This is a genomic window from Nocardioides plantarum (assembly GCF_006346395.1).
GTDB lineage: Bacteria > Actinomycetota > Actinomycetes > Propionibacteriales > Nocardioidaceae > Nocardioides > Nocardioides plantarum.
On sequence record NZ_VDMS01000002.1, the window covers coordinates 550,108 to 574,447 of the forward strand.

Sequence of the window (24,340 nt, forward strand, 5' to 3'; positions counted from 1 at the left end):
GCCGGCGCGGGTCAGGCGGGCTGCATCTGCGGCATCGGCACGGAGTCGACGAGCTCGGCGGCCCGGGCGGCCACCAGCCGGTCGTTCTCCTCCGAGAGTCGCAGGACGAGGGACTCGAGCTCTGCCACCCGCTTGCGCAGACGCGCGTTGTCGGCGTCGGCGCGGGGGTCTCGCAGGTCGCTGTGCACGTAGCCGAGCAGCGCCTTGGCCATGGAGAGAGCCTTCCGGTGAGAAGAGACGGTCCGGGCGAATGGGAGCAGCGGGACCGTCTACCAGAGTCCCACCCCGAAAGGCGAGGGTCAAACCTGCAGGCAGTCCCGCGACGAAGTCGCGGGACTGCCGTCGCAGGTGCAGGTCGAGCAAGCGACACGACCGAGGAACGAGGTCGTACGAGCGCGTCGAGACCACCGCAGCGACAGCACGACCGGGCCACGGTCCCGAGCAGACCAGGCCCTCACTCAGCCACGCGCGCCACCGTCGTACGCCGGCGACGCGGCACCGGCTGGCACGACGGGCAGAAGTAGGACGAGCGGTTCATGAACGCCACCCGCCTGATCGGGGTGCCGCACCGGTCGCAGGGCTCGTCCTGGCGTCCGTAGGCGTGCAGGGAGCGGTCGAAGTAGCCGGACTCCCCGTTGACGTTGACGTAGAGCGCGTCGAAGGAGGTGCCGCCCTGGCCGAGTGCCTCGCCCATGACCTCGCGGGCGTGGGCGAGGAGGTCGCGCACCTGCGGACCCGTCAGCCGGTCGCCGGGCCGCTCGCCGTGGAGCCGGGCGCGCCAGAGGGCCTCGTCGGCGTAGATGTTGCCGACGCCGGAGATCAGGCCCTGGTCGAGCAGCAGCCGCTTGACCCCGGAGCTGCGCTTGCGCACCCGGGCGACGAACAGGTCGTCGTCGAACTCGGGGTCGAGCGGGTCGCGGGCGATGTGGGCGATCTCGGGCGGCAGGTCGGCACCACCGGCGCTGATCGACAGCCCGCCGAACATGCGCTGGTCGACGAAGTGGATGTCGCGGTCCTCGTCGGCGCCCGACAGCACCAGGCGCACCCGCAGGTGCCGTCCGTCGGGGGCGCCCTTGGGCTGGACGAGGAGCTGGCCACTCATGCCGAGGTGGCCGAGCAGCGCGTCGCCGTTGTCGAGCGGCAGCCAGAGGTACTTGCCGCGCCGACGGGCATCGACCAGGCGGCGCCCGGTGAGGGCGGCGGCGAAGCCCTCGGGTCCGTGCAGGTCACGGCGCACCGGGCGTGGGTGCAGCACGTCGACCCGGGTGACGGTCGAGCCGAGCACGTGGCGCGCCAGCCCGGCGCGCACGACCTCGACCTCGGGCAGCTCGGGCACGGCGGTCGGTCAGCCGGGGGGCTGGGCCGGGTCGGCGGCCCGGGCGGTGGCCGCGGTGACGGCCTCGGCAGCGGCGGTCTCGGAGGCGGTGACCTCGAGCGCGGCCACGATCTCGCCGTACGCCGTCTCGGCCGCGGCCTGCTCGGCCTCCTTCTTGGAACGACCGACACCGTTGCCGTAGAGACGGTCGGCGACCCGGACCTGCGCGTGGAAGGTCTTCATGTGGTCGGGACCCTCGTCGGTGATGACGTAGTCGGGGACGCCGAGGCCGTGCTCGGCGGAGAGCTCCTGCAGGGAGGTCTTCCAGTCGAGGCCCGCGCCCATGGCGGAGGCCTCGTGGATGAGGGGGTCGAAGAGCAGGTGCACGACCTCGGCGGCGACGGTGATGCCGCCGCTGAGGTGGACCGCCCCGATCACGGCCTCGACTGTGTCGGAGAGGATGGAGGCCTTGTGCCGGCCGCCCGTGGCCTCCTCGCCGCGTCCGAGCTTGACGTGGTCGCCGAGCCCGATCCGCACCGCGACGACGGCGAGGGCCCGGGCGTTGACGACCGCCGCGCGGAGCTTGGCGAGCCGTCCCTCGGACAGGTCGGGGTGCAGCGTGTAGAGCGTCTCGGTCACCACGACGCCGAGCACCGAGTCGCCGAGGAACTCCAGGCGCTCGTTGGTCGGCAGCCCGCCGTTCTCGTAGGCGAACGAGCGGTGCGTCAGGGCAAGCTCGAGGAGCTCGGGATCCAGCGTGGGATTCCCGAGCGCCTCGCGCAGCGTGCCGTAGTTGCTGATCGGTTCTGCAGGCAGGTCAGAGGACCTGGCGGCGGGCCGTACGGGCGCCGTACTGACCGCACGTGCCGCACGCACGGTGCGGGAGGTGCTTGGCGTCGCAGGCCGGGTTGGCGCAGGTCACCAGGGTCGGCGCGACGGCCTTCCACTGCGAGCGACGGTGGCGGGTGTTGCTCCGCGACATCTTCCGCTTCGGGACAGCCACTGGATTCTCCTAGGTGTTCAGGTCGGTCTGGGTGTCGAGCCCGTCGAGCCCGTCAAGTGTGGTGAGCGCAGCCCACCTCGGGTCGATCGGATCGTCGTGCGTGTGGTCGGGGTCCTGCTTGAGCGAGGCACCACATTCGGTGCACAGGCCCGGACAGTCGTCCTGACACAGCGGCTGGAACGGTAGTGCGAGCACCACCGCGTCCCGCAGCAGGGGTTCGAGATCGAGCAGGTCGTCCTCGAGCGTGCTGACCTCGTCATCATCGCTGGCCTCGTGCTGGCCGGCCTTGTCGTGGTGCTTGTCGTCGTCGTAGAGGAACAGCTCCTGGAACGTCACCTCGAGGTCGTCGACGATCGGATCCAGGCACCGTGCGCACTCGCCGTCGAGCCCGGCTCGCGCCGTACCCGTGACCAGCACCCCTTCCATGACCGCCTCCAGCCGCAGGTCGAACGTGACCGGCGAGCCTTCGGGGACAGAGAGGATGTCGATGCCCAGCTCTGCCGGAGCCGGCACCGTTAGCGTCACCTCACGCTGGGACCCCGGGCGGCGGCCGAGCTCGCGAGTGTCGAGCACGAGCGGCGCTCTCGGGTCCAGGCTGTTCAGGAGATCACTTCCGGGTCCGGGCACTGACAGAACTAGGGAATCGTACTGTCCCCGCGCTGACCTGGGTAATCGAGCGCTCCGGACCGGCCGGCCGGGCGTCGTACGGGCGTCGTGCGGGCGTCATACGGGCGTCATACGTCGTGGCGCCTGCTGCCACCGGTCCGGATGACGTCCCGACTCACCCACGCTCGGCGAGCCGCTGCGTGAGCGCCTCCAGCACGAAGTCGGGGACGAACTGCGCCACGTCGCCACCGAAGGACGCGACCTCCTTGACCAGGCTGGAGGAGACGAACGACTGGCCCGTCGCGGTGGGGACGAAGACGGTCTGGACCCCGGTGAGCGCGGAGTTCATGTGGGCCATCGGCAGCTCGTAGTCGAAGTCGCTCGAGGAGCGCAGCCCCTTCACGATCGCCTGCACGTCGTGCTCGACGCAGAAGTCGGTGACCAGGCCGGTGAAGCCCTCGACGCGCACGTTGGGGAGGTCGCGGACCGCGCGGGTCAGCATGTCCACCCGCTCCTCGGGTCCGAAGAGCCGGCTCTTGGACGGGTTGACCCCGATCGCGACCACGACCTCGTCGAACAGCAGCGCGGCCCGGCCGATGATGTCGAGGTGGCCGTGCGTGACGGGGTCGAAGGACCCGGGACAGACGGCTCTGCTCATGTCGGGCTCACGGGGCGTGACCGTACCAAAGCGTGGTCTCGCCGTAGCGCTTGTCGCGGTCACCCGTGATGGCCGCCGGCCAGGTCGGCTCGGGGCTGCGGCGGGACCGCTCGACCACCACCAGCGCGTCGGGGGCCAGCCAGCCGGCGGCCAGCCGCTGCAGGTCGTCGGCCAGGTCGGTCTCGGACAGCGGGTAGGGCGGGTCGCTGAAGACCACGTCGTACGGCGCCGCCGGCGGGGCGGCCAGGACGGTGACCACCCGCGCCGCGCGTACGTCGGCCGCGGCGAACCCGAGGTCGCGTGCGTTGGTCGCCACGAGGGCCGCGGTCGCCTTGTCGGACTCGACGAACGTCACCGCCTCGGCGCCCCGCGACCAGGCCTCCAGGCCGACGGCACCGCTGCCGGCGTACAGGTCGAGGACCCGCAGGCCCTGCAGCGACCCGCACCAGGACTCGACGGCGCTGAACAGCGCCTCGCGGACCCGGTCGGTCGTGGGCCGGGTGTGCCCACCCGGCGGCGTGCGGAGCCGACGCCCCTTGGCCTGGCCGGCGATGATGCGTGTCATCGGGTGCGTCTCCTGGGGTGGGTGGGGTTGGAGAGGTGGCATGAATCCCCGGGTACCCGGCGATTCCTGCACTTCTGGCCCGTTGCAACGCCCCAGAAGTGCAGGAGTACCCGGGTACCCGGGGATTCCTGCTCCGGCCCGCACGGGCCCCACGAAGACCTCACGACTTGTCGACCAAGCGGCCGTCGATGCGTGCCGGGACGCCCGCGACCCCAGGGACGGACGGCCTGCCCTGCCACTCGATCTCGTGATCCGCCATGGCGGCATCGTAGGTCGGCCGGTCACCGAGGCGTGTGCGGTCCGAGGGTCGGGGCTACCCGGGGAGGGCGCCGGGACGGTCCGCGGGCGGGCGGGACCACGCCGGGCGCCACCAGTTGCGCTCGCCGAGGAGGGTCATCGTCGCGGGCAGCAGCAGCCCGCGGACGACGGTGACGTCGAGGAGGATCGCGACGGTCATCCCGACCCCGACCTCCTTGACCGCCACGAGCTCCCCCGCCGCGAAGCCGACGAAGACCACGGCGATGGCCAGGGCAGCCAGGGTCACCACCGGCCCCGAGGCCGTGATGCCGGCGAGGACCGCCCGGTCGTTGGCGGCCCGGGTGCCGGGCGCCGGCAGGGACTGTCCGCGCCGCGCCGGCCGTGGGGAGTCCCACTCCTCCTTGATCCGCGCGACCAGGAAGAGGTGGTAGTCCATCGACAACCCGAAGGCGAACATGAACAACAGCGCGGGGGTGGTGAGGTCGAGGGTGCCGGTGGCCGTCCCCCCGAGGAGCGGCCCGCCCCAGCCGTGCTGGAAGACGAGCGTGACGACCCCGAGCGTGGCCGCCAGCGACAGCAGGTTGAGCAGCAGCGTCTTGACCGCGACGACCGCGGACCCGGTGAGCCGCAGCAGCAGGAGCCCGGCGACCAGCACGACCACGACGACGGCCAGCGGCACCCGGTCGCCCAGGGCCGCGCGGGCGTCGACGAGCTCGGCCGCGGGTCCCCCGACCTGGACCCGGACCTCGCCGTCGAGCGCGCGTACGTCGGCCACCACGCGTTGCGCCGCCGGACCGCTGGTGGTGCCGTGCGGCGTGACCGTGAGCCGGCTGGACCCGTCGGGCAGGCCGTCGCGCAGGACGACGTCCTCGACGTCGGCCGACGCGGTGGTGCGGTCGACCACGCGGGTCAACCGGGGGTCACCGGCCGGGGCGTCGACCAGGACGTCGATCGGGGCGGTGGCCACGTCGGGGTAGTCGCGCTCGACGACCTCGACGACCTGCCGCGCCTGGCTGCCCGGCGGCAGCGACCGGGCGTCGGAGGCCCCCAGCTGGAGGCCGAGCAGCGGCACGGCCAGGGCGACGAGCAGGCCGGCCGAGACGACCAGTACCGGCCACGGCCGGGCCTGGGCCAGGCGGGCGAGCCGCGCGAGGAGCGACCGTTCGGGCGGTCGGGCCACGCGGCCCAGCGCACCGCGGCCGGCGACCGGGATCCGACGGTGACCCACCGCGAGCAGCGCTGGCGCCAGTGTGAGGCCGGCGGCGGTCACGACAGCCACCGCGACCAGCCCGCCCACGGCCATCCCGGTGAGCAGCGGGTCGCGGAGCAGCAGCAGCGCCGCGAGCGACGAGCCGACCGTGACCCCGGAGAGGAGCACCGTGCGCCCGGCCGTGGCCAGGGTCGTGCCCAGGACGGCCTCGAGGTCGGGCCGACGTCCGGCGGCTGCCCGCTCCTCGCGGAAGCGGGCCAGCACCAGCAAGCTGTAGTCGACGCACAGCCCGAGGCCGAGGACGGTGACGACGTTGACCGCGAAGTCGCTGACCGGGGCGATCCCGGCCACCCCGGACAACGCCAGCAGGGAGACCGCGACCGAGCCCAGCGCCGCCACGACCGGGACCGCCCCGGCGGCGACACCGCCCAGGGCCACCCCCAGCAGGACCAGCAGGACCACCAGCGCGACGCCCTCGCCCCGGGCGGCGTCCTGCACCGCCTGGTCGGTGAAGGTGCGCTCGGCGAGCAGGTCGCCGCCGAGCGCGACGTCGGGGAACGGGGTCTCGCGCAGGGCCTCGGCGATGTCGTCGGCCAGCGCCGCGGCCTGGTCGTCGCTCAGGGCGGGGTCCAGGTCGACCTCCACCACCGCGCTGCTGCGGTCCTCGGCGACGAGCTCGTAGGCGCTGGTCGTCCACGGGTCGCGCAGGTCGACCACGCCCGGCAGCTCCCGCACCGCGTAGACCGCCTGGCTCGCCGCCTCGCTGGTGGCGGCCTCGAGCGGATCGGTCCCGGCGAGCAGGACCACGACCTGCTCACCCTCGGCGTCGAGGGCATCGAGGGCGTCGAGGCGTCGCTCGACCGTGGTGGACTCGGCCCCGGCGCGCTGGCCGACGTCCTCGGCGCGGTCGAAGACCGACCCGCCGAGCACGGCCCCTGCGACGACGAGCAGTGCCCACACCACGAGCACGATCCGGCGCCGGCGGTGCACCCAGCGGCCCAGCTGTCCCAGCACCCGAGGACCCTAGCGCCCGGCGACCGGCCCGTCGGGGGTACGACGCCGGTGACGGCGGCCTTCCTGGCGAGTGGGGTGGGGGGTGTGGCCGGCGGGGTCAGTGGTGAGGGCGCCGCGAGGGCAGCGCGACCTGCGCGGTCACGACTTCTCGATGAAGTCGGCGTTGGCGGTGGCCTCGAGGTCGGCGACGGCGGCCGCGAGGAGCGGGGCCGTCGCCAGCGACGGATCGGACTCGAGCAGCGACTCGGCGGCCTCCCGCGCCTCGACGATGGTCTGCTCGTCGCGGAGCACGCGGAGGTTCTGCAGGGTGGAGCGCCGGCCGGACTGCGACCCGCCGAGCACGTCGCCCTCGCGGCGCTGCTCGAGGTCGACGCGGCTCAGCTCGAAGCCGTCGGTGGTGCGCGCGACGGCGTCGAGACGCTCGCGGGCGGGTGAGAGCCACTCGGCGGAGGACACGAGCAGGCAGAGCCCGGGCAGTCCGCCGCGGCCGACGCGGCCGCGCAGCTGGTGGAGCTGGGAGACGCCGAACCGGTCGGCGTCGAGGAGCACGATCGCGGTCGCGTTGGGGACGTCGAGGCCGACCTCGATGACGGTGGTCGAGACGAGCACGTCGACCTGGCCCGCACTGAAGGCGCGCATGGTGGCGTCCTTGACGTCGGCGGGCAGTCGACCGTGCATGACCGCGAGCCGCAGGCCCGCGAGGTGGCCGTCGGCGAGCTCGGTGACGACCTGCTCGACCGCGGCGAGCGGCGGGGCCACGCCCGTGGGGGGCACGAGCTGGCCGTCCTCGTCGACCTCGGGCAGGTCGGTCTGGTTGCCCTCGAGCTCGTCACCGGAGATGCGGGGGCAGACGACGTAGACCTGGTGGCCCTTGTCGACCTCCTCGCGCACCCGCTCCCAGACCCGGCTGATCCACCCGGGGTGGTCGACGAGGTTGACCACGTTGGTCTGGATCTCGGCGCGCCCGGCGGGCAGCTCGCGCAGGGTCGAGACCTCGAGGTCGCCGAACACGGTCATCGCGACGGTGCGCGGGATCGGCGTCGCGGTCATCACGAGCACGTGGGGCGGGGTGCCGGCCTTGTCGGTGAGCGCGGCGCGCTGCTCGACGCCGAAGCGGTGCTGCTCGTCGACGACCACGAGCCCGAGGTCGGCGAACTGGACCTTGTCCTCGAGCAGCGCGTGGGTGCCGATGACGATGCCGGCCTCGCCGCTGCCGAGACGCGACATCGGGCCGGTGCGCTGGGCCTTGGTCATCGAGCCGGTGAGCAGCTCGACGGTCGTGCCGCCGATCAGCCCGCCGCCGGCGAGGTCACCGAGCATCGCCGTGATCGAGCGGTGATGCTGCTGGGCGAGCACCTCGGTCGGGGCCAGGAGGGCAGCCTGGCCGCCGGAGTCGACGACCCGCAGCATCGCCCGCAGCGCCACCAGGGTCTTGCCGGAGCCGACCTCGCCCTGCAGCAGCCGGTTCATCGGGTGGGGCCGGGCCAGGTCGGCCTCGAGCTGCTCCCCCACCTCGCGCTGCCCGGCGGTGAGCTCGAACGGCAGCCGCGCGTCGAACGCGGTCAGCAGTGCACCGTCGCCCCCGTCGCGCGCCTGGGCGCCGACCTCGCGGACGGCGCGACGACGCTTGGCGAGCACCAGCTGGGTGACCAGGGCCTCCTCGAACCGGTAGTGGCGGTGGGCACGGCGTACGTGGGTGCGGTCCTCGGGGGCGTGCACCCAGCCCAGGGCGGTGTCGGCGTCGACGACGTCGTAGTGGTCGCGGACCGAGGCGGGGATCAGGTCAGGCAGGGAGTCGACCACGGAGCGGGCGAAGGTGACCACGCGGGCGACGTCCCACGACTCGAGGCCCTTGGTGAGGGGGTAAATCGGGTAGAGGTCGCCGATCGCCTCGACGGTCGCGATGTCGTCGTCGTTGCCCCCCGCCTCGCCTGCGGCGCCGAAGAGGACGAACTTGGGGTGGGTGAGCTGCCACTGGTTGTTGAACAGCTTGGCCTGGCCCAGGAACAGGCCCGTGGTGCCCGGGCCGAGCCGGTCGGCGCGCCACTTGGCCGACCCCGGGTGGCGGGCGAAGAAGGTGATCTGCAGGCGGGGGCCGTCGGTGCGCACCCAGGTCTCGACCCGCGCCGCCGGCTTGCCGGTACGCCGGTCCTGGTGGGTCTTGACCTCGCTCTTCTCGATCTCGCCGATGACGGCGAGCATCTGCCCGGGCTGGAGGTCGCCGACCTTGGTGAGCTTGCCGGTCTCGAGGTAGCGGCGCGGGAAGTGGTGGAGCAGGTCGCCGACGGTCCGCAGGCCGAGCCCGTCGGTGAAGCCCTTGGCCTTCTTGGACTCGCCCAGGACCGTCGTCACCGGCGAGTCGAGGGAGATCATGGCGCCAACCCTGCCTCACTCCACCGACAGCAGCAGCGGGTAGCGGGCCTGGCCGCCGTCGTAGACCACCACGTCGACCGTCGGGTGCCGCTCGTCGAGCCACGCCGCGGCCCGCCCAGCGAGGTCGCCCGAGCCGTCGCCCGCGACCAGCGTGACCAGCTCGCCGCCGCCCGAGACCAGCCGACCGAGGATCGCGGTCGCCACCGTGTAGAGGTCGTCGCCGATCTCGACGAAGTCGCCCTCGATGATGCCGAGCACGTCACCGGGCTCGCACCAGCCGGCCATCGTCAGGGCTTTGCGGGCGGCCAGGGTCACCGCCCCGTGGCGGGCGTGGCGCGCGGTCGCCGTCATCTCCAGGACGTCCTGGTCGAAGCTGCGACCGGGCTCGTGCACGGCCATCGCGGCCAGGCCCTGCACCTGCGCCTGGGTGGCCACGACGGCGACCCGCAGCCCGTGGTCGGCCTCGGCGGTGCTGGCGGCGATCCGCGCGACGCGCACCGAGTCGGCGTCGTTGGGCAGCACGACGACCTCGGCGGCCCCCGACCCCACGATCGCGTCGAGCACCTGGCCGGTCGAGGGACGGTTGCCGGACCCGCCGCGCACGACGACCGCACCGGCGTCCTCGAACAACGACTGCAGGCCGGGCCCGGCGGCGACCGCGACCACCCGGCGGCCGGTCCTGGCGGGGCTCGGGGCGCTCGTCGTACGACGCCCGGACTGCTCGGCAGCCCTGTCGGCCGCCTGCTCGGCGAAGTGGGTCACCCGGACCCGATGGGGTCGACCGGCCTCGATCCCGGCCTCGATGGCGGCGCCGACGTCGTCGACGTGCACGTGGACGTTCCACAGCCCCTCGCCGCCGACGACGACCAGCGAGTCGCCGAGGGCGGCGAGCCGGGCCCGCAGCGGCGGGACCGCGTCGTCGGTGGCGTCGAGGAGGTACATGACCTCGTACGACGGGCCCTCGGGTCCGAGGTCGTCGTGCGGGGCGAGCAGGTCGGCGTGGCGCACCGGCACCACCGACCGGCTGACCGCGACCGGACGGCGTCCGGTGAGGACCCTCTCGGCGGCGTCGAGGATGACGCTGATGCCGCGGCCTCCGGCGTCGACGACCCCGGCGCGGCGCAGCACGTCGAGCTGCTCGGGGGTGCGGGCCAGTGCCTCGCGGGCGGCCTGGGCGGCCGAGGTGAAGACGTCGCGGGCCCGGGCCGAGTCACCGGCCGCCCGGGCACGAGCCGCCTCGGAGGCGGCGCGCGCCACGGTGAGCATCGTGCCCTCGACCGGCTCCCCCACCGCGCGGTAGCTGGCCTCGGTCGCCTCGTGCAGCGCCTGGGCCATCACCTCGGCGTTGCGGTCGGCCGGCGTGGAGCGGGCGACCCGCCGCGCGATGGCGCCCAGCATCTCGCTGAGGATCACCCCGGAGTTGCCCCGCGCCCCGAGGAGCGCGCCCCGGGCGAAGGCCGCCAGCGCGTCGGACCGGTCGGCTCCCGGGTCGCCGCCCGTGGCCTGGCGCACGGCGTCGCGGGCGGCCGAGACGGTGAGGTACATGTTGGTGCCGGTGTCGCCGTCGGGCACCGGGTAGACGTTGAGCGCGTCGATCTCCTCACGCGCCTCGGCCAGCGCGTCGACGGCGATGTCGACGAAGCGGAGCACGACGGCGAGCTCGATGCGGTCGCTTGCCGGTGCCTCCTCCATGCTGGGGGACGTTACCCATCGGGCCAGGCGCCGGGAATTTCGACCCACGTGCCGGGTCGGATACGATTCTCCGGTTGCCCGGACCACCGGGCCCGCCTTCTCTGAACGTCAACGATCCAGGAGTGTCCCGTGGCTGCCGTCTGCGACATCTGCGCCAAGAAGCCCAGCTTCGGCAACAACCGGCCGTGGTCGCGCAAGATCACCAAGCGCCGCTTCGACCCCAACATCCAGCGGGTGCGTGCCACGGTCAACGGCACCCCCAAGCGCCTCAACGTGTGCACCGGCTGCCTCAAGGCCGGCAAGGTCTCGCGCTGACGCGCGGACTCTTCCTTCGAGAGGACCGTCGCCCTCGGGCGGCGGTCCTTCTCGTTTTCGGGGTGTCGTACCCGTTGGGAAATTCACCGCTGTAGTGGTGAATCTTCTTCCCCTACGACGAAACTTCGTGCCAGAGGCGGGAGTTTCACCACTGAGGTGGTGAATCTCCCACCGGGTCACCAAGCGGCGTCGACCCACCTCAGAAGTGCGTCCACCCCGTCGCACCCTCGTACGCCGCCCCGTCGACGGTGACCGCGCCCGGGCCACCGTCCCCGGGCGCCAGCACCTCCCCCACGACGACCCAGCCCTCGGGCGGCGAGCCCGGGTCGAAGGTCGCGAGCAGGGCGTGGTCGTCACCGCCCCCCAGCACCAGCGACAGCGGGTCGACGCCCAGGGCGGCCCCCACCGCCTGAAGCGGCTCGGGCAGCTCGAAGGCGGCCGAGCGTACGTCGATGGCGACCCCGGAGTCGGCGGCGAGGTGGCCGGCCTCGGCCAGCAGGCCGTCGGAGATGTCGATCATCGCGGTCGCGCCGGCCTCGGCGGCGGCGCGCCCGGCGTCGTACAGCGGGGCGGGGCGTCGGTAGGCGTCGACCAGCGCGCGCGGGGAGCGGAAGCCCCGCCCGAGGACGGCCAGGCCACCGGCGGCCCATCCCTGCCGCCCGCACAGCGCGAGCAGCTGCCCGGGCACCGCGCCCGAGCGGAGCACGGGCGCCTGCGTGCAGGCCCCGATCACGGTCACGGCGATGACGACCTCGGAGGCGCGGGTGAGGTCGCCCCCGACGACCGAGGCACCGACCAGGGCGCACTCGGCGGCGAACCCGCGCGCGAAGTCGATCGCCCAGGCGGCCGGCAGGTCGGCCGGCGCGGCGAGCCCGACGGTCAGCGAGTGCGCACGCCCGCCCATGGCGTTGAGGTCGGAGAGGTTCTGGGCGGCGGCGCGGTGCCCGACGTCCTCGGCGGTGGCCCAGTCGCGGCGGAAGTGGCGTCCCTCGACCATCAAGTCGGTCGACACCACGACGTGGCCCGCACGCACGCGGAGCACCGCGGCGTCGTCGCCGGGTCCGACCAGCACGTGCTCGCCCTGCGGGAACAGGGCCACGAGCTCGGAGATCAGCCCGAACTCGCCCACGTCGGACAGGGTGGCGTCGGGTGCCGGCGGCGGGGGCGGGGCCATGCGTCCATCCCACCAGACGGCCAGGTCCAGGCGGCTATCGACAGGGCTGCGGACCGCGATAGGTTGGGCGCCGAACCGAACTCCACGGGTTCGCCGTCGCAAAGGAGCGCACGCATGGTCGTCCAGGCCTACATCCTGATCCAGACCGACGTCGGCAAGGCCGCCGACGTGGCCAAGGCCATCGCCCAGGTCAAGGGCGTCACCCTCGCCGAGGACGTGACGGGTCCCTACGACGTGATCGTGCGCGCCGAGGCCCGCAACGTCGACGAGCTCGGCAAGCTCGTCGTGTCGAAGGTCCAGAGCCTCGACGGCATCACCCGGACGCTCACGTGCCCGGTCGTGCACATCTGAACGTCCCGCGCCTCCGACGCCCCAGGTCCCGACGGGCCTGGGGCTTCTGCGTGCTCGCCCTGGTCCTGGTGGTGGGCGCCGTGGTCGTCGTCTGGTGGGTACGCCGCCCGGTCGAGATCAGGTCCTACGACCTCAGCGCCACCGACCGCGCCGCCTGCCAGGCGTTCGTCGACGACCTGCCCGACTCGCTCGCCGACCAGGACCGCGTCGACGTGCGGCCCGACGACGCGCTCGGGGCGGCGTACGGCGATCCCGCGATCGTCGTGACCTGCGGCGTGCCGGTGCCCGACGGCTTCGACCAGACGTCGCGCTGCGACGAGGTCAACGGGATCGGCTGGTACATCCCCGACGGCTCCGACAACGACCGCAGCGTCGACCTGCGGCTGGCCGCGGCCGGGTTCCGCCCGGTGGTCGAGGTCGTCGTACCCGCCGACCTGCGTCCCTCCGCCCGCAACCTCGGCGACGACACGACCGCCGCTGTCCTGGCGACGCTCGCCCCGATCGTCGGCAAGCACCTCAGGCAAGAGCAGCGCTGCGACGGCTGAGCCGTCCGGCCCGGAGCCGATCAGCGCGGTCAGATCAGCGCAGGCCGGTCCCGCGCTGCAGCGCGAGCTGCAGCAGTCGGTCGACCAGCGTCGGGTAGTCGACGCCGGTGGCCGCCCACATCTGGGGGTACATCGACAGCGGAGTGAAGCCCGGCATCGTGTTGATCTCGTTGACGACCAGGGAGCCGTCGGGCATCACGAAGAAGTCGACCCGGGCCAGGCCCTCGCCCCCGACCGCCTCGAAGGCCTGCACGGCCAGCTCGCGCATCTCGGCCTCGACGCCGTCGGGCAGGACCGCGGGCACGTCGAGCGCGGTGGCCTCCTGGGGGAGGTACTTGGCGTCGAAGTCGTAGAACTCGTGGTCGCCGGTGATCCGGATCTCGGCGGGCACGCTGGTCTCGGCGCTGCCGTCGAGGGCCTGCAGCACGCCGCACTCGACCTCGCGGGCGCCCTCGGCCGACACCTCCAGCAGGGCCTTGGGGTCGTGCTCGAAGGCGAGGGCCAGGCCGGCGTCGAGGCCTGCCGCGTCACGCACCTTGGAGATGCCGATGCTGGAGCCACCGCGGGCGGGCTTGACGAAGAGCGGGTAGCCGATCTCGTCGGCGCGGCGTCGTACGTCGTCGGGGTCGGCGGCCCACGCCCGCGTGGACACGGTGATGCTGGGCAGCACCGGCAGTCCGGCGGCGGCGAGCACGACCTTCATGTAGGCCTTGTCCATGCTCACCGCAGAGGCCAGGACCCCGGCGCCGACGTAGCGCACGCCGGCCATCTCGAGCATGCCCTGGATGGTGCCGTCCTCGCCCCACGGCCCGTGCAGCACGGGGAAGACGACGTCGACCTCGCCGAGGGTCTCGGGGGGCCGCGAGGGCGCGGAGACGACCAGGTCGGTGCCGTGCTCGACCCGGGCCAGCGCCACCGGGGAGCGGTCTCCATCGACGCTCGGCAGCGCACCCGCGCCGTCGAGGCGCAGGCGCTCGGGGTCGCCGGACTCCAGGACCCACCGCCCGTCGGTGGCGATGCCGATCGGGACGACGTCGTAGCGGTCGCCGTCGATGGCGGCGAGCACGCTGCCGGCGGTGACGCACGAGATCGCGTGCTCGCTGGAACGGCCGCCGAAGACGACGGCGACGCGGGGCCTGGGGGTGCCGGTCACGCGCCCGACCCTATCCTCGTGAGCATGTCCGACGAGCCCGGCCTGACTCCCGCGACGGTGGCCGTGACCGCCGGTCGCCCGCCACACGACCCCGACCAGCCGCTCAACGTGCCGATCACGATGGCCTCGACGTACGTCGCCGCCGGCGACCTCGAGTACGGCCGCTACGCCAACCCCACCTGGACGGCGTTCGAGGACACCCTCGGTGCGCTCGAGGGTGGGCGCTGCCTGGCGTTCTCGACCGGGATGGCCGCGGTGCTCACCGTGCTCGACCTCGTCGGCCTCGGCGCCAAGGTGGTGCTGCCCCGCCACTCCTACCAGGGCAGCCTGATGGCGGTCGCCGACCTCGAGTCGCGGGGCCGGATCACCAGCGAGCTCGTCGACATCGAGGACACCGCGGCGGTCGTGGCCGCCTGTCAGGACGCCGCGCTGGTGTGGATCGAGTCGCCGACCAACCCGGCGCTCGAGGTGGCCGACATCCCGGCGATCGTGGCGGCCGCCCACGAGGCCGGCGCGGTCGTCGTCGTCGACAACACCTTCGCCACTCCCCTGCTGCAGCAGCCGCTGACCCTGGGCGCCGACATCGTCGTCCACTCCGCCACCAAGTACATCGCCGGTCACAGCGACGCCCTGCTCGGGGCGCTGGTCACCGCCGACGACGAGCTGCACGCGGTGCTGCTCGGACGCCGCTCGCTGACCGGCAACACCCCCGGCACGCTCGAGGCCTGGCTCGCCCTGCGCGGCCTGCGCACGCTCCACCTGCGCGTCGAGCGCGCCCAGGCCAACGCCCAGGCCCTGCTGCCGCGGCTGGAGGCACACCCGGCGATCGCCGAGGTCCGCTACCCCGGCTTCGGCGGCATCGTCGCGATCGTGCTCGCCGAGGGTGAGCTCGCCGCCGACCTGCTCGTGCGCAAGACCAAGCTGTGGGTGCACGCCACCTCGCTCGGCGGCGTCGAGTCGACCTTCGAGCGCCGGCGCCGCTGGAAGTCGGAGTCGCCGTCGATCCCGGTCGGCCTGGTGCGGATGTCGGTGGGGATCGAGGACGTCGAGGACCTCTGGACCGACCTCGTCACGGCGCTCGACACCCTCACCAACGCCGGCTGAGGTGCGAGGAGCCCCAGCGACGAGCCTCGAAGCCACCGCAGGCGGCATACCGGGGCGTCTTGAGCACCTGGCTTCGAGGCTCGCTGCGCTCGCACCTCAGCCGACGTGAGTGCGCGATCACCCGATCTCGGACTTCGTGCCCCGGGCCAGGATGGCGTCCATCATCTGCGGGGCCGTCATCCGCCCGGCGACCACGTCGTCGACGTACGTCGCCACGGGGGCGTCGCAGCCCGACTGCTCGGCCAGCGCGCGCAGGCTGGCGCACGACTTGGCCCCCTCGGCGACCTGGCGCGTGGAGGCGTAGATCTCCTCGGCCGTCAGGCCGCGGCCGAGGTTCTCGCCGAACGTGCGGTTGCGCGAGAGGGGCGAGGAGCAGGTCGCGACCAGGTCGCCGAGACCCGCGAGGCCCATCAGGGTCAGGGGGTTGGCGCCGAGCTTCATGGCGAGCCGGGCGGTCTCGGCGAGGCCGCGGGTGATGAGGGAGGCGGTGGTGTTGTCGCCGAAGCCGAGCCCGACGGCCATGCCGACGGCGAGGCCGACGACGTTCTTGTAGGCGCCGCCCAGCTCGCAGCCGAGCACGTCGACGCTGGAGTAGGGACGGAAGGCGGGCGAGTGGAGTCGGTCCTGCAGCAGCTTGGCGACGGCCTCGTCCTCGCAGGCGACCACCGAGGCGGCGGGCTCGCGGCGCGCGATCTCCTTGGCCAGGTTGGGGCCGCTGACCACGGCGATGCGCTCGGGACCGGCGCCGGTGACCTGGTGGATCACCTCGCTCATCCGGTTGAGCGAGCCGAGCTCGACGCCCTTCATCAGCGACACGAAGACCGCGCCCGGCTCGACGTACGGCGCCCAGTCGGTGAGGTTGTCGCGCAGGGACTGCGACGGGGTCGCGAGCACCACGACGTCGGCGCCGTGCAGGGCCTTCTCGACGTCGTCGGTCGCCCCGACGGCCGGGGGGAGCTGGATCCCGGGCAGGTAGTCGGGGTTCTCGCGCTCCTCGTTGATCGCGGTGGCGACCTCCGCGCGGCGGGCCCAGAGCGTGACGTCGTTGCCGGCGTCGGCGAGGACCATCGAGAACGCGGTGCCCCACGAGCCGGCGCTGAGGACGGCGACCTTGCCCGTCATCCGGCCTCCCTCCCCTGGCCCTTGTCGTGCCGCTTGTCGTGCCGCTTGTCGTGCCGCTTGTCGTGGTGGGGGTTGCCGATCTCGGCGATCCCGGCCTGGCGCGGGTCGAAGCGCTCGGCGGGTGCCGTCTCGCCACGGATGCCCTCGACGATGGTCGTGATGGCAGCCATGATCCGATCGGTGGCCTCGGCCAGGACCGCAGCGGTGCGCGGCTGGTCGGCCAGGTCCGAGAGGTCGACCGGGTCGCCGACGACGATGTGGATCGTCTTGCGGGGGAAGAGGTCGGGCCTCTTGGCGTACGGCGCGAGCAGCTCCTGCGCACCCCACTGCCCGATCGGGATGACGGGGCAGCCGGTCTCCAGCGCGATCCGCGCGGCACCGGACTTGCCCGTCATCGGCCACAGGTCGGGGTCGCGGGTGATCGTGCCCTCGGGGTAGACCACGATGCACTCGCCGGCGCGCACGGCCTCGACCGCGGCGTCGTAGGCCCCGGCGGCCGACACGGACGAGCGCTCGACGGGGATCTGCCCGGCCGCACGCATGAAGTAGCCGAGCGCCTTGTTCTTGAACAGCCCGGACTTGGCGAGGTAGCGCGGCAGCCGGCCGTGGTCGTGGGTGAACACCGCCGCGGTCAGCGGGTCGACGTGGGAGAGGTGGTTCATCGCGATGACGCACCCGCCCGTCGCGGGGATCTTGGTGCCGCCGACCCAGTCGGGCTTGGTGGTCAGCAGGAACGTCGGACGCAGGATGATCGCCCCGAGGGTGAAGGCCCACCCCCGCCTCTGCTGCAGCTTGCGCACTCTCACAGCAGTGCAGGCTACTCGGACCTCACGCGCCGGACCGGCAGCGACCTGGTTGGATGCGGGGGTGGAGGCCGCGTACGTCGTCATGCTGCCCGTCAAGCCCCCGGCGCGGGGCAAGTCGCGACTGCGGGGGTTGCCCGACGAGCGCCGGCGCGAGCTCGCCGAGGCGTTCGCGCTCGACACGGCCGCCGCGTGCCTGGCGGCCACCTCCGTGCACGCGGTGCTCGCGGTCACCGACGACGCCGCCTTCGCGGTCCGGCTCGGTGCCCTGGGCTGCGTCAGCATCCCCGACGGGGGCGACGGTCTCAACGACGCGCTGCGCCAGGCCGCCGCCGAGGCTGCCCGCCGGTGGCCCGACCGGCAGCCGGTGGCGCTGCTCGCCGACCTCCCGGCGCTGCGGCCCGAGGACCTGGACGCCGCGCTCGCGGCGCTGGTGCCCGGCGGGGCGTCGTACGTCGCGGACACCGAGGGCACGGGCACGACGCTCTACACGGCGCCGTACGACGAGTTCGCCCCGGAGTTCGGGGTCGACTCGGCCCTGGCCCACCGCGACGCGGGCGGTCTCGCGGTGAAGGGTGAGCTGGCCTCGTTGCGCCGCGACGTCGACGACCTCGACGACCTGAGGTCCGCGGTCGCGCTCGGTGTCGGCGCGGCCACGGCGGCTGTCGCCACCGGTCTGGTCTGAGCACGCCGACGGGCCGCCCTCCCGAAGGAGGACGGCCCGTCGATGGTCGTGCGAGGTGGTCAGGCCTTCTTGGCCGGCGCCTTCTTGGCGGGGGCCTTCTTGGCCGGCGCCTTCTTGGCAGCCGGGGCAGCCTTCTTGGCCGGAGCCGCCTTCTTGGCAGCCGGAGCAGCCTTCTTGGCCGGAGCCGTCTTCTTCGCAGCCGGAGCAGCCTTCTTGGCCGGAGCCGCCTTCTTCGCAGCCGGAGCAGCCTTCTTGGCCGGAGCCGCCTTCTTCGCAGCCGGAGCAGCCTTCTTGGCCGGAGCCGCCTTCTTGGCGGTGCTCGTGGCCTTCTTGGCGGCCGGAGCGGCTGCCTTCTTGGCGGTGGCCGCCGCCTTCTTGGCCGGGGCAGCGGCCTTCTTGGCAGCGGGGCCAGCGGCGGCGACCGTCAGCTTGGGAAGCTTCTTGGCACCGGAGACGACGTTCTTGAGGTCGGCACCCGCGGTGAACTTCGGCACCGACGTCTTCTTGGCCTTGATGCGAGCACCGGTCTGCGGGTTGCGGACCCACCGGGCCTCGCGCACGCGCTTCTCGAACGAGCCGAACCCGGTGATGGCGACCTTCTCGCCCTTGGCCACCTCACGGGTGATCGTGTCCAGGACGGACTCGAGGGCGTGCGCCGCCTGCTTCTTGTTGCCGTCGTATCGCGTTGCCAGCGCCTCGATGAGCTGTGACTTGTTCACTGTCTTCCCCTTCAGAGAACCTGATGATGCCGAGCATGTGCTCGACTTTCCCTAGGCACGCTAGGCATTCGTGGACTCGGTCACAATCGCCACGCCGAGAGCAAAGCCGCTTTTTGCCCGTAGTTGAGGGAAATCAGCCCGTTTCGGACGATTCAGCGCTTCAGGAAGTCGAGCAGCGCGGTATTGAACTCGTCGCGGTGCGACACGTTGAGACCGTGCGGAGCGTCGTCGACGACCACCAACGTGGAGTCCGAGATCGCCTCAGCTGAGCGCTTTCCGGAGACCTCGAACGGCACGGTGGCGTCACCCGAGCCGTGGATCACCAGCGTGGGCACGGTGACCTTGGCGAGGTCGCCACGGAAGTCGGTGCGCCCGAACGCCGCGACGCACCCAGCGAGTGCCGCGTCGTCCGCGGTCGCCTCGAGCGCCAGGGCCTGCTGACGCTGGTCCTCGGTCACCTTGAGCTCGCCACCGACCGAGAAGAAGTCGGTCGTGAACTGGTCGAGGAACCCCTCGCGGTCCGAGGTGACGCCGTCGATCATGCCCTGCACGTCGTCGTCGCCCAGTCCGCCGTCGGGGTTGTCGTCGGTCTTGAGCAGGTACGGCGGCACCGCAGCGGCCAGCACGGCCGAGCGCACACGCCCGGCGCCGTACGTGCCGAGGTAGCGCGCCACCTCTCCCCCACCCATCGAGAACCCCACCAGCGTCACGTCGTCCAGCCCGAGGCCGTCGAGCAGACCCGCGAGGTCGGCGGCCATGGTGTCGTAGTCGTAGCCACCCTCGGTCTTGTCCGAGGCGCCGAAACCCCGGCGGTCGTAGGCGATCGCACGGTAGCCGGCATCGACCAGCGCACCCTCCTGGTCGGCCCAGGACTTGCCGCTCAACGGCCACCCGTGGATGAGCACCACGGGACGACCCTCGCCGCCGGTGTCGGTGTAGTGGAGGTTGATGCCGTTGCTGGTGATGTCGGGCATGGTTGCGTCCTCTCGTCAAAGTATCTTGTGCACAAGACTTTGCCTGACGAGGGTACGCCGTACCACGCACGTGAGGGTGAAGCCGCCCACGTCGGTCGACGTGCGAGACCCCACGCCGGTCGAGGTGCGAAGGCCGCTAGGCCTGAGCCTCGAGACCCCACGTCGGTCGAGGTGCGAAGGCCGCTAGGCCTGAGCCTCGAGACCCCCGCAGCCGAGGCTTCAACCCCAGTGAGGACCCATCGGACCGGGGCCTTCTACAGCCGCAGGTCTCACGCCGCCACGCTGGCCGCGCGCGCCTGGCGGCCAGGTCGGCGGTGCGAGAGCGACCCAACCCACGCCCAGAGACGTCGCCCAGTCACCACCGCACAGGCCGGGCGGTGACATAGCGACCGAACCCCGGCGCAAGAAGGTCGCCAGCTCACCGCCGCCTGACCCGAACGACCAAAGACCTAGGACGAGACGACGTCACTCGAGACCGCAGGACCCTGCGGGGGTCTCGAGGCTCAGGCCTGGCGGCCTTCGCACCTCGACCGACGTGGGGCAGCGCACCTCACACCTCGACCGACGTGGGTGGGTCGACGGCTCAGGCGTGGATGGTGGCGGGCTTCCAGGAGGGGCGGGTGGCCTCGTAGGCGGTGATGTCGTCGGCGTGGCTGAGCGTGATGCCGATGTCGTCGAGGCCCTCGAGCAGGCGCCAGCGGGTGTAGTCGTCGATGTCGAAGGAGTCCTCGATCGCGTCGACGCCCTCGCCGGCACGGATGGTGCGTGACTCGAGGTCGACGGTGATCTCGGCGCCGGGCTGGTCGGCGAGCAGGTCCCAGAGGCGCTGGACGACCTTCTCGTCGACCTGGGCGGCGAGCAGGCCCGCCTTGCCGGAGTTGCCGCGGAAGATGTCGGCGAAGCGGGAGGAGATGACGGCGCGGAACCCGTAGTTCTGCAGGGCCCAGACGGCGTGCTCGCGCGAGGACCCGGTGCCGAAGTCGGGGCCGGCCACCAGGACCGAGCCCCCGGCGTACGCCGGGTTGTTCAGCACGAACGACGGGTCGTTGCGCCAGGCCGAGAAGAGTCCGTCCTCGAAGCCGTCACGGGTGACGCGCTTGAGGTAGACGGCCGGGATGATCTGGTCGGTGTCGACGTTGCTGCGTCGCAGCGGTACGCCGATGCCGGTGTGGTTGACGAACGCGTCCATGTCAGTTGCTCCCAGCGGTGACGGCCAGCGGCTCGAGGTCGGCGGGTGAGGAGAGGGTGCCGCGGATGGCGGTGGCTGCCGCGACCGGGATCGACACCAGGTGGGTACGACCGCCCTTGCCCTGTCGCCCCTCGAAGTTGCGGTTGGAGGTCGAGGCGCTGCGCTCGCCGGGCTCGAGGGTGTCGGGGTTCATGCCGAGGCACATCGAGCAGCCGGCCCCGCGCCACTCGGCGCCGGCGTCCTTGAAGATGACGTCGAGACCCTCGTCCTGCGCCTGGAGGCGCACACGCACCGAGCCGGGTACGACGAGCAGGCGCGTGTCGGGGTCGACCGTGCGGCCCTTGACGATCTCGGCGGCGAGGCGGAGGTCCTCGATGCGGCCGTTGGTGCACGAGCCGACGAAGACCGTGTCGACCTTGACCTCGCGCATCGGGGTGCCGGCCTCGAGACCCATGTATTCGAGGGCCTTCTCGGCGGCGACCTGGTCCTGCTCCTCGTCGAAGTCGGAGGGACTGGGGACCGCTGCGGACAGTGGGACACCCTGGCCGGGGTTGGTGCCCCAGGTGACGAACGGCGCCATGTCGGAGGCGTCGAGCACGATCTCCTCGTCGAACACGGCGTCGTCGTCGGTGCGCAGGCTGGTCCAGTGCTCGACGGCGGCGTCCCAGTCGGCGCCAGTGGGCGCCTCGGGACGGCCCTCGATGTAGTCGAACGTCGTCTGGTCGGGCGCGATCAGGCCGGCCTTGGCGCCCCACTCGATCGACATGTTGCACACGGTCATCCGGCCCTCCATCGAGAGCTCCTCGATGGCCTGGCCGCGGTACTCGACGATGTAGCCCTGCCCGCCGCCGGTGCCGGTGTGGGCGATCAGGGTGAGGACCAGGTCCTTGGCGGTGACGCCCGCCGGGAGGCTGCCGTTGATGGTGACGGCCATCGTCTTGGGCTTGGCCTGCATCAGGGTCTGGGTGGCCAGCACGTGCTCGACCTCGGAGGTGCCGATGCCGAAGGCGATCGCGCCGAACGCGCCGTGGGTGCTGGTGTGGCTGTCGCCGCACACGATCGTCATGCCCGGCTGGGTCAGCCCGAGCTGGGGCCCGACGACGTGGACGATGCCCTGCTCGATGTCGCCGAGCGGGTGCAGGCGTACGCCGAACTCCTCGGCGTTCTTGCGCAGGGTGTCGACCTGCGTGCGCGAGACCGGGTCGGCGATCGGCTTGTCCCAGTCGATCGTCGGGACGTTGTGGTCCTCGGTCGCCAGGGTGAGGTCGGGGCGGCGTACCTGTCGGCCGGCGAGGCGCAGGCCGTCGAAGGCCTGCGGGCTGGTGACCTCGTGGATCAGGTGGAGGTCGATGAAGAGGAGGTCGGGCTCACCCGGGGTCGCGCGGACGACGTGCTCGTCCCACACCTTCTCCGACAAGGTCCTGCCCATCGTGGTTCTCCTTCGTGTGCTGCGTCGGTGCTGCGCGTGCGGGCCCGAGGATCGCCCGGGCACCTTGTCGTCGTTCGGTCGACGACGACACCGACGATAGCGCTTGCATCCCAGGGAGTGAGACGGCAGTATTGCCATATGGACAACTCCAGCGGCGTCGGCGTTCTCGACAAGGCCGCTCTGGTGCTCACCGCGCTCGAGTCCGGCCCGGCCACGCTCGCCGGTCTCGTGGCCGGCACCGGCCTGGCCCGACCGACCGCCCACCGTCTGGCGGTCGCGCTGGAGCACCACCGACTCGTCGCCCGCGACATGCAGGGCCGCTTCGTCCTGGGTCCGCGCCTGGCCGAGCTCTCCGCCGCCGCCGGCGAGGACCGTCTGCTCGCCACCGCCGGACCGGTGCTGGCCCGCCTGCGCGACATCACCGGCGAGTCGGCCCAGCTGTGGCGCCGCCAGGGCGAGCACCGTGTCTGCGTCGCCGCGGCCGAGCGACCCTCCGGCCTGCGCGACACCATCCCCGTCGGCTCCCAGCTCACGATGCGTGCCGGCTCCGCCGCCCAGGTGCTGCTGGCCTGGGAGGACCCCGAGCGGATGCACCGCGGCCTGCAGAACGCCGCCTTCTCCGCGGCCGCCCTCAGCGGCATCCGTCGCCGCGGGTGGGCACAGTCGGTCGGCGAGCGCGAGCAGGGCGTCGCGTCGGTCTCCGCCCCCGTCCGCTCCCCCGGCGGCAAGATCATCGCCGCCGTCTCCGTCTCCGGTCCCCTCGAGCGACTCTCGCGCCAGCCCGGCCGGATGCACGCCCCCGCCGTCCTCGCCGCCGCCGAGCGGTTGTCCGAGTCGCTGCGGCGGGCTGCGGCCGAGTAGGTCATCTGGACACGGCATGAATCCCCGGGTACCCGGGGATTCCTGCACTTCTCGGGCGTTGCAACGGGCCCGAAGCGGATGAGAGGGGCCCGGGGTCCAACCGGGCCATCTGACGACCGCGCACCCCACGTGCAGGCAACGTGCAGGCACGCCAGGCGGGTATCCACAGGTGCGGGCACGGCGCGTTTGTCCACACCTCCACCCGGGGCACCTCCGGCCGCATGATGCGACCACACCGAGTTCCCGAGTGGGCCGACACCGACCCACGGCGTACGCCGATCGCCCTGCGCCGCGAGCTCATCAAGCTCGGCTACAACGATCGCGCGCTCGGCCGGCTGAAGCGGACTGGCGTCCTGGCCCAGCCCCGGCGAGGCGCGTACGTCGACGGTCCGACGTACGCCGGGCTCGACGAGAAGGGGTGCTACGCCGTACGCACCCGGACGATCATGAAGCAGGCGAACACCACTGTCGTCGCATCGCACGTCTCGTCGGCGGTCGAGTACGACGCGCCCACCTGGGGTCTCGACCTCGGGCTGACACACCTCACTCGAGTCGACGGCGAGGCGGGGCGCAAGGAGGCCGGCGTGCAGCAGCACTGCGGAAAGCTGATCGACGGTGACGTCGTCAGTCGCAACGGCATCGACATGACCAGTGGGACCCGGACCGCGATCGAGGTCACGACGGTGGCCGACGTCGAGCCCAGCCTGATCGTCGTCAACCACCTCCTCCATCACGCACTGACGACCGAGGCCGCGCTGGCCGAGAGGTATACCGCGGAGGGCGCTGCCATGGAGCGGTGGCCGCACAGCCTGAAGACCGATCTCGTGCTGCGTCTCGCCAACCCCAAGATCGAGTCTGCGGGCGAGACCCGGACGTTCATGCTGTGCTTCCGCAAGCACATCCCGATGCCCGAACCGCAGGTCGAGATCTCCGACCCCAACGGGGTCGTCGTTGCTCGAGTGGACTTCGCCTGGCCGCAGTTCAAGGTCTTCCTGGAGTTCGACGGCAAGATCAAGTACCAGAGGCTGCTGAGGCCGGGCGAGACCATCACGGACGTCGTCCTGCGCGAGAAGAGGCGCGAGGAGCTCATCTGTCGGCTCACGGGTTGGCGGTGCATCCGGATCACCTGGGCCGACCTCGAGAACCCGGACGCGACGGCGGCGATGATCATGCGCGAGCTCATGCGCCAGGACGCAGCCTGAGCTGCGGCGCGCCGCCCGAC

25 protein-coding genes are annotated in these 24,340 nt (G+C 72.5%); 7 read left to right on the plus strand and 18 right to left on the minus strand.

Annotation, left to right across the window (positions count from 1 at the left end):
* Positions 1–11 precede the first annotated feature (11 nt).
* From FJQ56_RS14555 to FJQ56_RS14600, 10 genes are all read right to left on the minus strand, one after another.
* On the minus strand, positions 12–212 hold the full coding sequence (locus FJQ56_RS14555) for a hypothetical protein (protein WP_140010269.1): 201 nt from the start codon (positions 210–212) through the stop codon (positions 12–14).
* A gap of 242 nt (positions 213–454) precedes the next feature.
* Positions 455–1,336, minus strand: a complete 882-nt coding sequence (gene mutM / locus FJQ56_RS14560) for a bifunctional DNA-formamidopyrimidine glycosylase/DNA-(apurinic or apyrimidinic site) lyase (RefSeq protein ID WP_140010270.1) — start codon at positions 1,334–1,336, stop codon at positions 455–457.
* Between the two features lie 9 nt (positions 1,337–1,345).
* Positions 1,346–2,191 carry a ribonuclease III gene (rnc, locus tag FJQ56_RS14565; protein ID WP_140010271.1) on the minus strand — a complete coding sequence of 282 codons (846 nt, stop codon included), beginning with the start codon at positions 2,189–2,191 and terminating at the stop codon, positions 1,346–1,348.
* Positions 2,133–2,318 (minus strand): 50S ribosomal protein L32, encoded by a 186-nt coding sequence (gene rpmF, locus FJQ56_RS14570; protein WP_140010272.1) that lies wholly within the window; start codon positions 2,316–2,318, stop codon positions 2,133–2,135. Before rpmF ends, rnc begins: the two co-directional genes overlap by 59 nt.
* A 9-nt stretch (positions 2,319–2,327) precedes the next feature.
* Complete coding sequence (locus FJQ56_RS14575; RefSeq protein ID WP_246084167.1) at positions 2,328–2,891, minus strand: YceD family protein; 564 nt, start codon at positions 2,889–2,891, stop codon at positions 2,328–2,330.
* 208 nt (positions 2,892–3,099) lie between these two features.
* On the minus strand, positions 3,100–3,582 hold the full coding sequence (gene coaD / locus FJQ56_RS14580; protein WP_140010273.1) for a pantetheine-phosphate adenylyltransferase: 483 nt from the start codon (positions 3,580–3,582) through the stop codon (positions 3,100–3,102).
* Positions 3,583–3,589: 7 nt separating this feature from the next.
* Positions 3,590–4,147 (minus strand): 16S rRNA (guanine(966)-N(2))-methyltransferase RsmD, encoded by a 558-nt coding sequence (rsmD, locus tag FJQ56_RS14585; protein WP_140010274.1) that lies wholly within the window; start codon positions 4,145–4,147, stop codon positions 3,590–3,592.
* Positions 4,148–4,460: 313 nt separating this feature from the next.
* Positions 4,461–6,629: an MMPL family transporter gene (locus tag FJQ56_RS14590; RefSeq protein WP_140010275.1), complete on the minus strand. Its 2,169-nt coding sequence runs from the start codon at positions 6,627–6,629 to the stop codon at positions 4,461–4,463.
* Positions 6,630–6,767: 138 nt separating this feature from the next.
* Positions 6,768–9,002 (minus strand): ATP-dependent DNA helicase RecG, encoded by a 2,235-nt coding sequence (locus FJQ56_RS14595; protein ID WP_140010276.1) that lies wholly within the window; start codon positions 9,000–9,002, stop codon positions 6,768–6,770.
* A 15-nt stretch (positions 9,003–9,017) separates the two neighbouring features.
* On the minus strand, positions 9,018–10,694 hold the full coding sequence (locus FJQ56_RS14600) for a DAK2 domain-containing protein (protein WP_140010277.1): 1,677 nt from the start codon (positions 10,692–10,694) through the stop codon (positions 9,018–9,020).
* Between the two features lie 129 nt (positions 10,695–10,823).
* Between FJQ56_RS14600 and rpmB the strand changes: the two genes are divergently transcribed.
* Positions 10,824–11,009, plus strand: coding sequence for a 50S ribosomal protein L28 (gene rpmB / locus FJQ56_RS14605; protein ID WP_056714197.1), 186 nt, complete (start codon positions 10,824–10,826; stop codon positions 11,007–11,009).
* A 199-nt stretch (positions 11,010–11,208) separates the two neighbouring features.
* Here the strand turns inward: rpmB and FJQ56_RS14610 are convergent, their stop codons facing one another.
* Entirely contained in the window at positions 11,209–12,183 is a 975-nt protein-coding gene (locus tag FJQ56_RS14610) for a thiamine-phosphate kinase (RefSeq protein WP_140010278.1), read from the minus strand.
* Between the two features lie 114 nt (positions 12,184–12,297).
* Here FJQ56_RS14610 and FJQ56_RS14615 point away from each other — a divergent pair, with 114 nt between their 5' ends.
* Positions 12,298–12,534 (plus strand): Lrp/AsnC family transcriptional regulator, encoded by a 237-nt coding sequence (locus tag FJQ56_RS14615; protein ID WP_140010279.1) that lies wholly within the window; start codon positions 12,298–12,300, stop codon positions 12,532–12,534.
* Positions 12,535–12,584: 50 nt separating this feature from the next.
* A complete protein-coding gene (locus FJQ56_RS14620) occupies positions 12,585–13,079 on the plus strand; it encodes a DUF3515 domain-containing protein (RefSeq protein WP_170215415.1) in 495 nt (164 codons plus the stop codon).
* 34 nt (positions 13,080–13,113) lie between these two features.
* Here the strand turns inward: FJQ56_RS14620 and FJQ56_RS14625 are convergent, their stop codons facing one another.
* Positions 13,114–14,232 carry a D-alanine--D-alanine ligase family protein gene (locus tag FJQ56_RS14625; protein ID WP_140010281.1) on the minus strand — a complete coding sequence of 373 codons (1,119 nt, stop codon included), beginning with the start codon at positions 14,230–14,232 and terminating at the stop codon, positions 13,114–13,116.
* A gap of 24 nt (positions 14,233–14,256) precedes the next feature.
* On the opposite strand from FJQ56_RS14625, the gene FJQ56_RS14630 reads away from it, so the two are divergent.
* Positions 14,257–15,336, plus strand: coding sequence for a trans-sulfuration enzyme family protein (locus FJQ56_RS14630; protein ID WP_140010282.1), 1,080 nt, complete (start codon positions 14,257–14,259; stop codon positions 15,334–15,336).
* A 117-nt stretch (positions 15,337–15,453) separates the two neighbouring features.
* Here FJQ56_RS14630 and FJQ56_RS14635 read toward each other — a convergent pair whose 3' ends face one another.
* Entirely contained in the window at positions 15,454–16,458 is a 1,005-nt protein-coding gene (locus tag FJQ56_RS14635) for an NAD(P)H-dependent glycerol-3-phosphate dehydrogenase (protein WP_140010283.1), read from the minus strand.
* Positions 16,455–17,264, minus strand: a complete 810-nt coding sequence (locus FJQ56_RS14640; protein WP_140010284.1) for a lysophospholipid acyltransferase family protein — start codon at positions 17,262–17,264, stop codon at positions 16,455–16,457. The genes FJQ56_RS14635 and FJQ56_RS14640 overlap by 4 nt, the downstream gene beginning before the upstream one ends.
* A 61-nt stretch (positions 17,265–17,325) precedes the next feature.
* Between FJQ56_RS14640 and cofC the strand changes: the two genes are divergently transcribed.
* The gene (cofC, locus tag FJQ56_RS14645) at positions 17,326–17,946 is read left to right on the plus strand and encodes a 2-phospho-L-lactate guanylyltransferase (protein ID WP_246084168.1); all 621 of its coding nucleotides are present in this window, start codon (positions 17,326–17,328) and stop codon (positions 17,944–17,946) included.
* Between the two features lie 59 nt (positions 17,947–18,005).
* Here the strand turns inward: cofC and FJQ56_RS14650 are convergent, their stop codons facing one another.
* From FJQ56_RS14650 to leuC, 4 genes are all read right to left on the minus strand, one after another.
* Positions 18,006–18,665: an HU family DNA-binding protein gene (locus tag FJQ56_RS14650; protein WP_140010285.1), complete on the minus strand. Its 660-nt coding sequence runs from the start codon at positions 18,663–18,665 to the stop codon at positions 18,006–18,008.
* 152 nt (positions 18,666–18,817) lie between these two features.
* Positions 18,818–19,639, minus strand: a complete 822-nt coding sequence (locus tag FJQ56_RS14655) for an alpha/beta fold hydrolase (RefSeq protein WP_140010286.1) — start codon at positions 19,637–19,639, stop codon at positions 18,818–18,820.
* Positions 19,640–20,222: 583 nt separating this feature from the next.
* Positions 20,223–20,828: a 3-isopropylmalate dehydratase small subunit gene (leuD, locus tag FJQ56_RS14660; RefSeq protein ID WP_140010287.1), complete on the minus strand. Its 606-nt coding sequence runs from the start codon at positions 20,826–20,828 to the stop codon at positions 20,223–20,225.
* Position 20,829: 1 nt separating this feature from the next.
* Positions 20,830–22,257, minus strand: coding sequence for a 3-isopropylmalate dehydratase large subunit (leuC, locus tag FJQ56_RS14665; protein ID WP_140010288.1), 1,428 nt, complete (start codon positions 22,255–22,257; stop codon positions 20,830–20,832).
* A gap of 138 nt (positions 22,258–22,395) precedes the next feature.
* Here leuC and FJQ56_RS14670 point away from each other — a divergent pair, with 138 nt between their 5' ends.
* Both FJQ56_RS14670 and FJQ56_RS14675 read left to right on the plus strand, forming a co-directional pair.
* Positions 22,396–23,118, plus strand: a complete 723-nt coding sequence (locus FJQ56_RS14670) for an IclR family transcriptional regulator (protein ID WP_091021586.1) — start codon at positions 22,396–22,398, stop codon at positions 23,116–23,118.
* Between the two features lie 221 nt (positions 23,119–23,339).
* Complete coding sequence (locus tag FJQ56_RS14675) at positions 23,340–24,320, plus strand: type IV toxin-antitoxin system AbiEi family antitoxin domain-containing protein (RefSeq protein WP_140010289.1); 981 nt, start codon at positions 23,340–23,342, stop codon at positions 24,318–24,320.
* Positions 24,321–24,340 lie beyond the last annotated feature (20 nt).

Excerpts from the sequence above, each read along its gene's own strand:
- FJQ56_RS14555 (WP_140010269.1), bottom strand. The coding sequence starts at position 212 with ATGGCCAAGGCGCTGCTCGGCTACGTGCACAGCGACCTGCGAGACCCC.
- coaD (WP_140010273.1), bottom strand. The coding sequence starts at position 3,582 with ATGAGCAGAGCCGTCTGTCCCGGGTCCTTCGACCCCGTCACGCACGGC.
- rsmD (WP_140010274.1), bottom strand. The coding sequence starts at position 4,147 with ATGACACGCATCATCGCCGGCCAGGCCAAGGGGCGTCGGCTCCGCACG.
- FJQ56_RS14595 (WP_140010276.1), bottom strand. The coding sequence starts at position 9,002 with ATGATCTCCCTCGACTCGCCGGTGACGACGGTCCTGGGCGAGTCCAAG.
- FJQ56_RS14600 (WP_140010277.1), bottom strand. The coding sequence starts at position 10,694 with ATGGAGGAGGCACCGGCAAGCGACCGCATCGAGCTCGCCGTCGTGCTC.
- FJQ56_RS14610 (WP_140010278.1), bottom strand. The coding sequence starts at position 12,183 with ATGGCCCCGCCCCCGCCGCCGGCACCCGACGCCACCCTGTCCGACGTG.
- FJQ56_RS14615 (WP_140010279.1), top strand. The coding sequence starts at position 12,298 with ATGGTCGTCCAGGCCTACATCCTGATCCAGACCGACGTCGGCAAGGCC.
- FJQ56_RS14630 (WP_140010282.1), top strand. The coding sequence starts at position 14,257 with ATGTCCGACGAGCCCGGCCTGACTCCCGCGACGGTGGCCGTGACCGCC.
- FJQ56_RS14635 (WP_140010283.1), bottom strand. The coding sequence starts at position 16,458 with ATGACGGGCAAGGTCGCCGTCCTCAGCGCCGGCTCGTGGGGCACCGCG.
- FJQ56_RS14655 (WP_140010286.1), bottom strand. The coding sequence starts at position 19,639 with ATGCCCGACATCACCAGCAACGGCATCAACCTCCACTACACCGACACC.
- leuD (WP_140010287.1), bottom strand. The coding sequence starts at position 20,828 with ATGGACGCGTTCGTCAACCACACCGGCATCGGCGTACCGCTGCGACGC.
- leuC (WP_140010288.1), bottom strand. The coding sequence starts at position 22,257 with ATGGGCAGGACCTTGTCGGAGAAGGTGTGGGACGAGCACGTCGTCCGC.
- FJQ56_RS14670 (WP_091021586.1), top strand. The coding sequence starts at position 22,396 with ATGGACAACTCCAGCGGCGTCGGCGTTCTCGACAAGGCCGCTCTGGTG.
- FJQ56_RS14675 (WP_140010289.1), top strand. The coding sequence starts at position 23,340 with ATGATGCGACCACACCGAGTTCCCGAGTGGGCCGACACCGACCCACGG.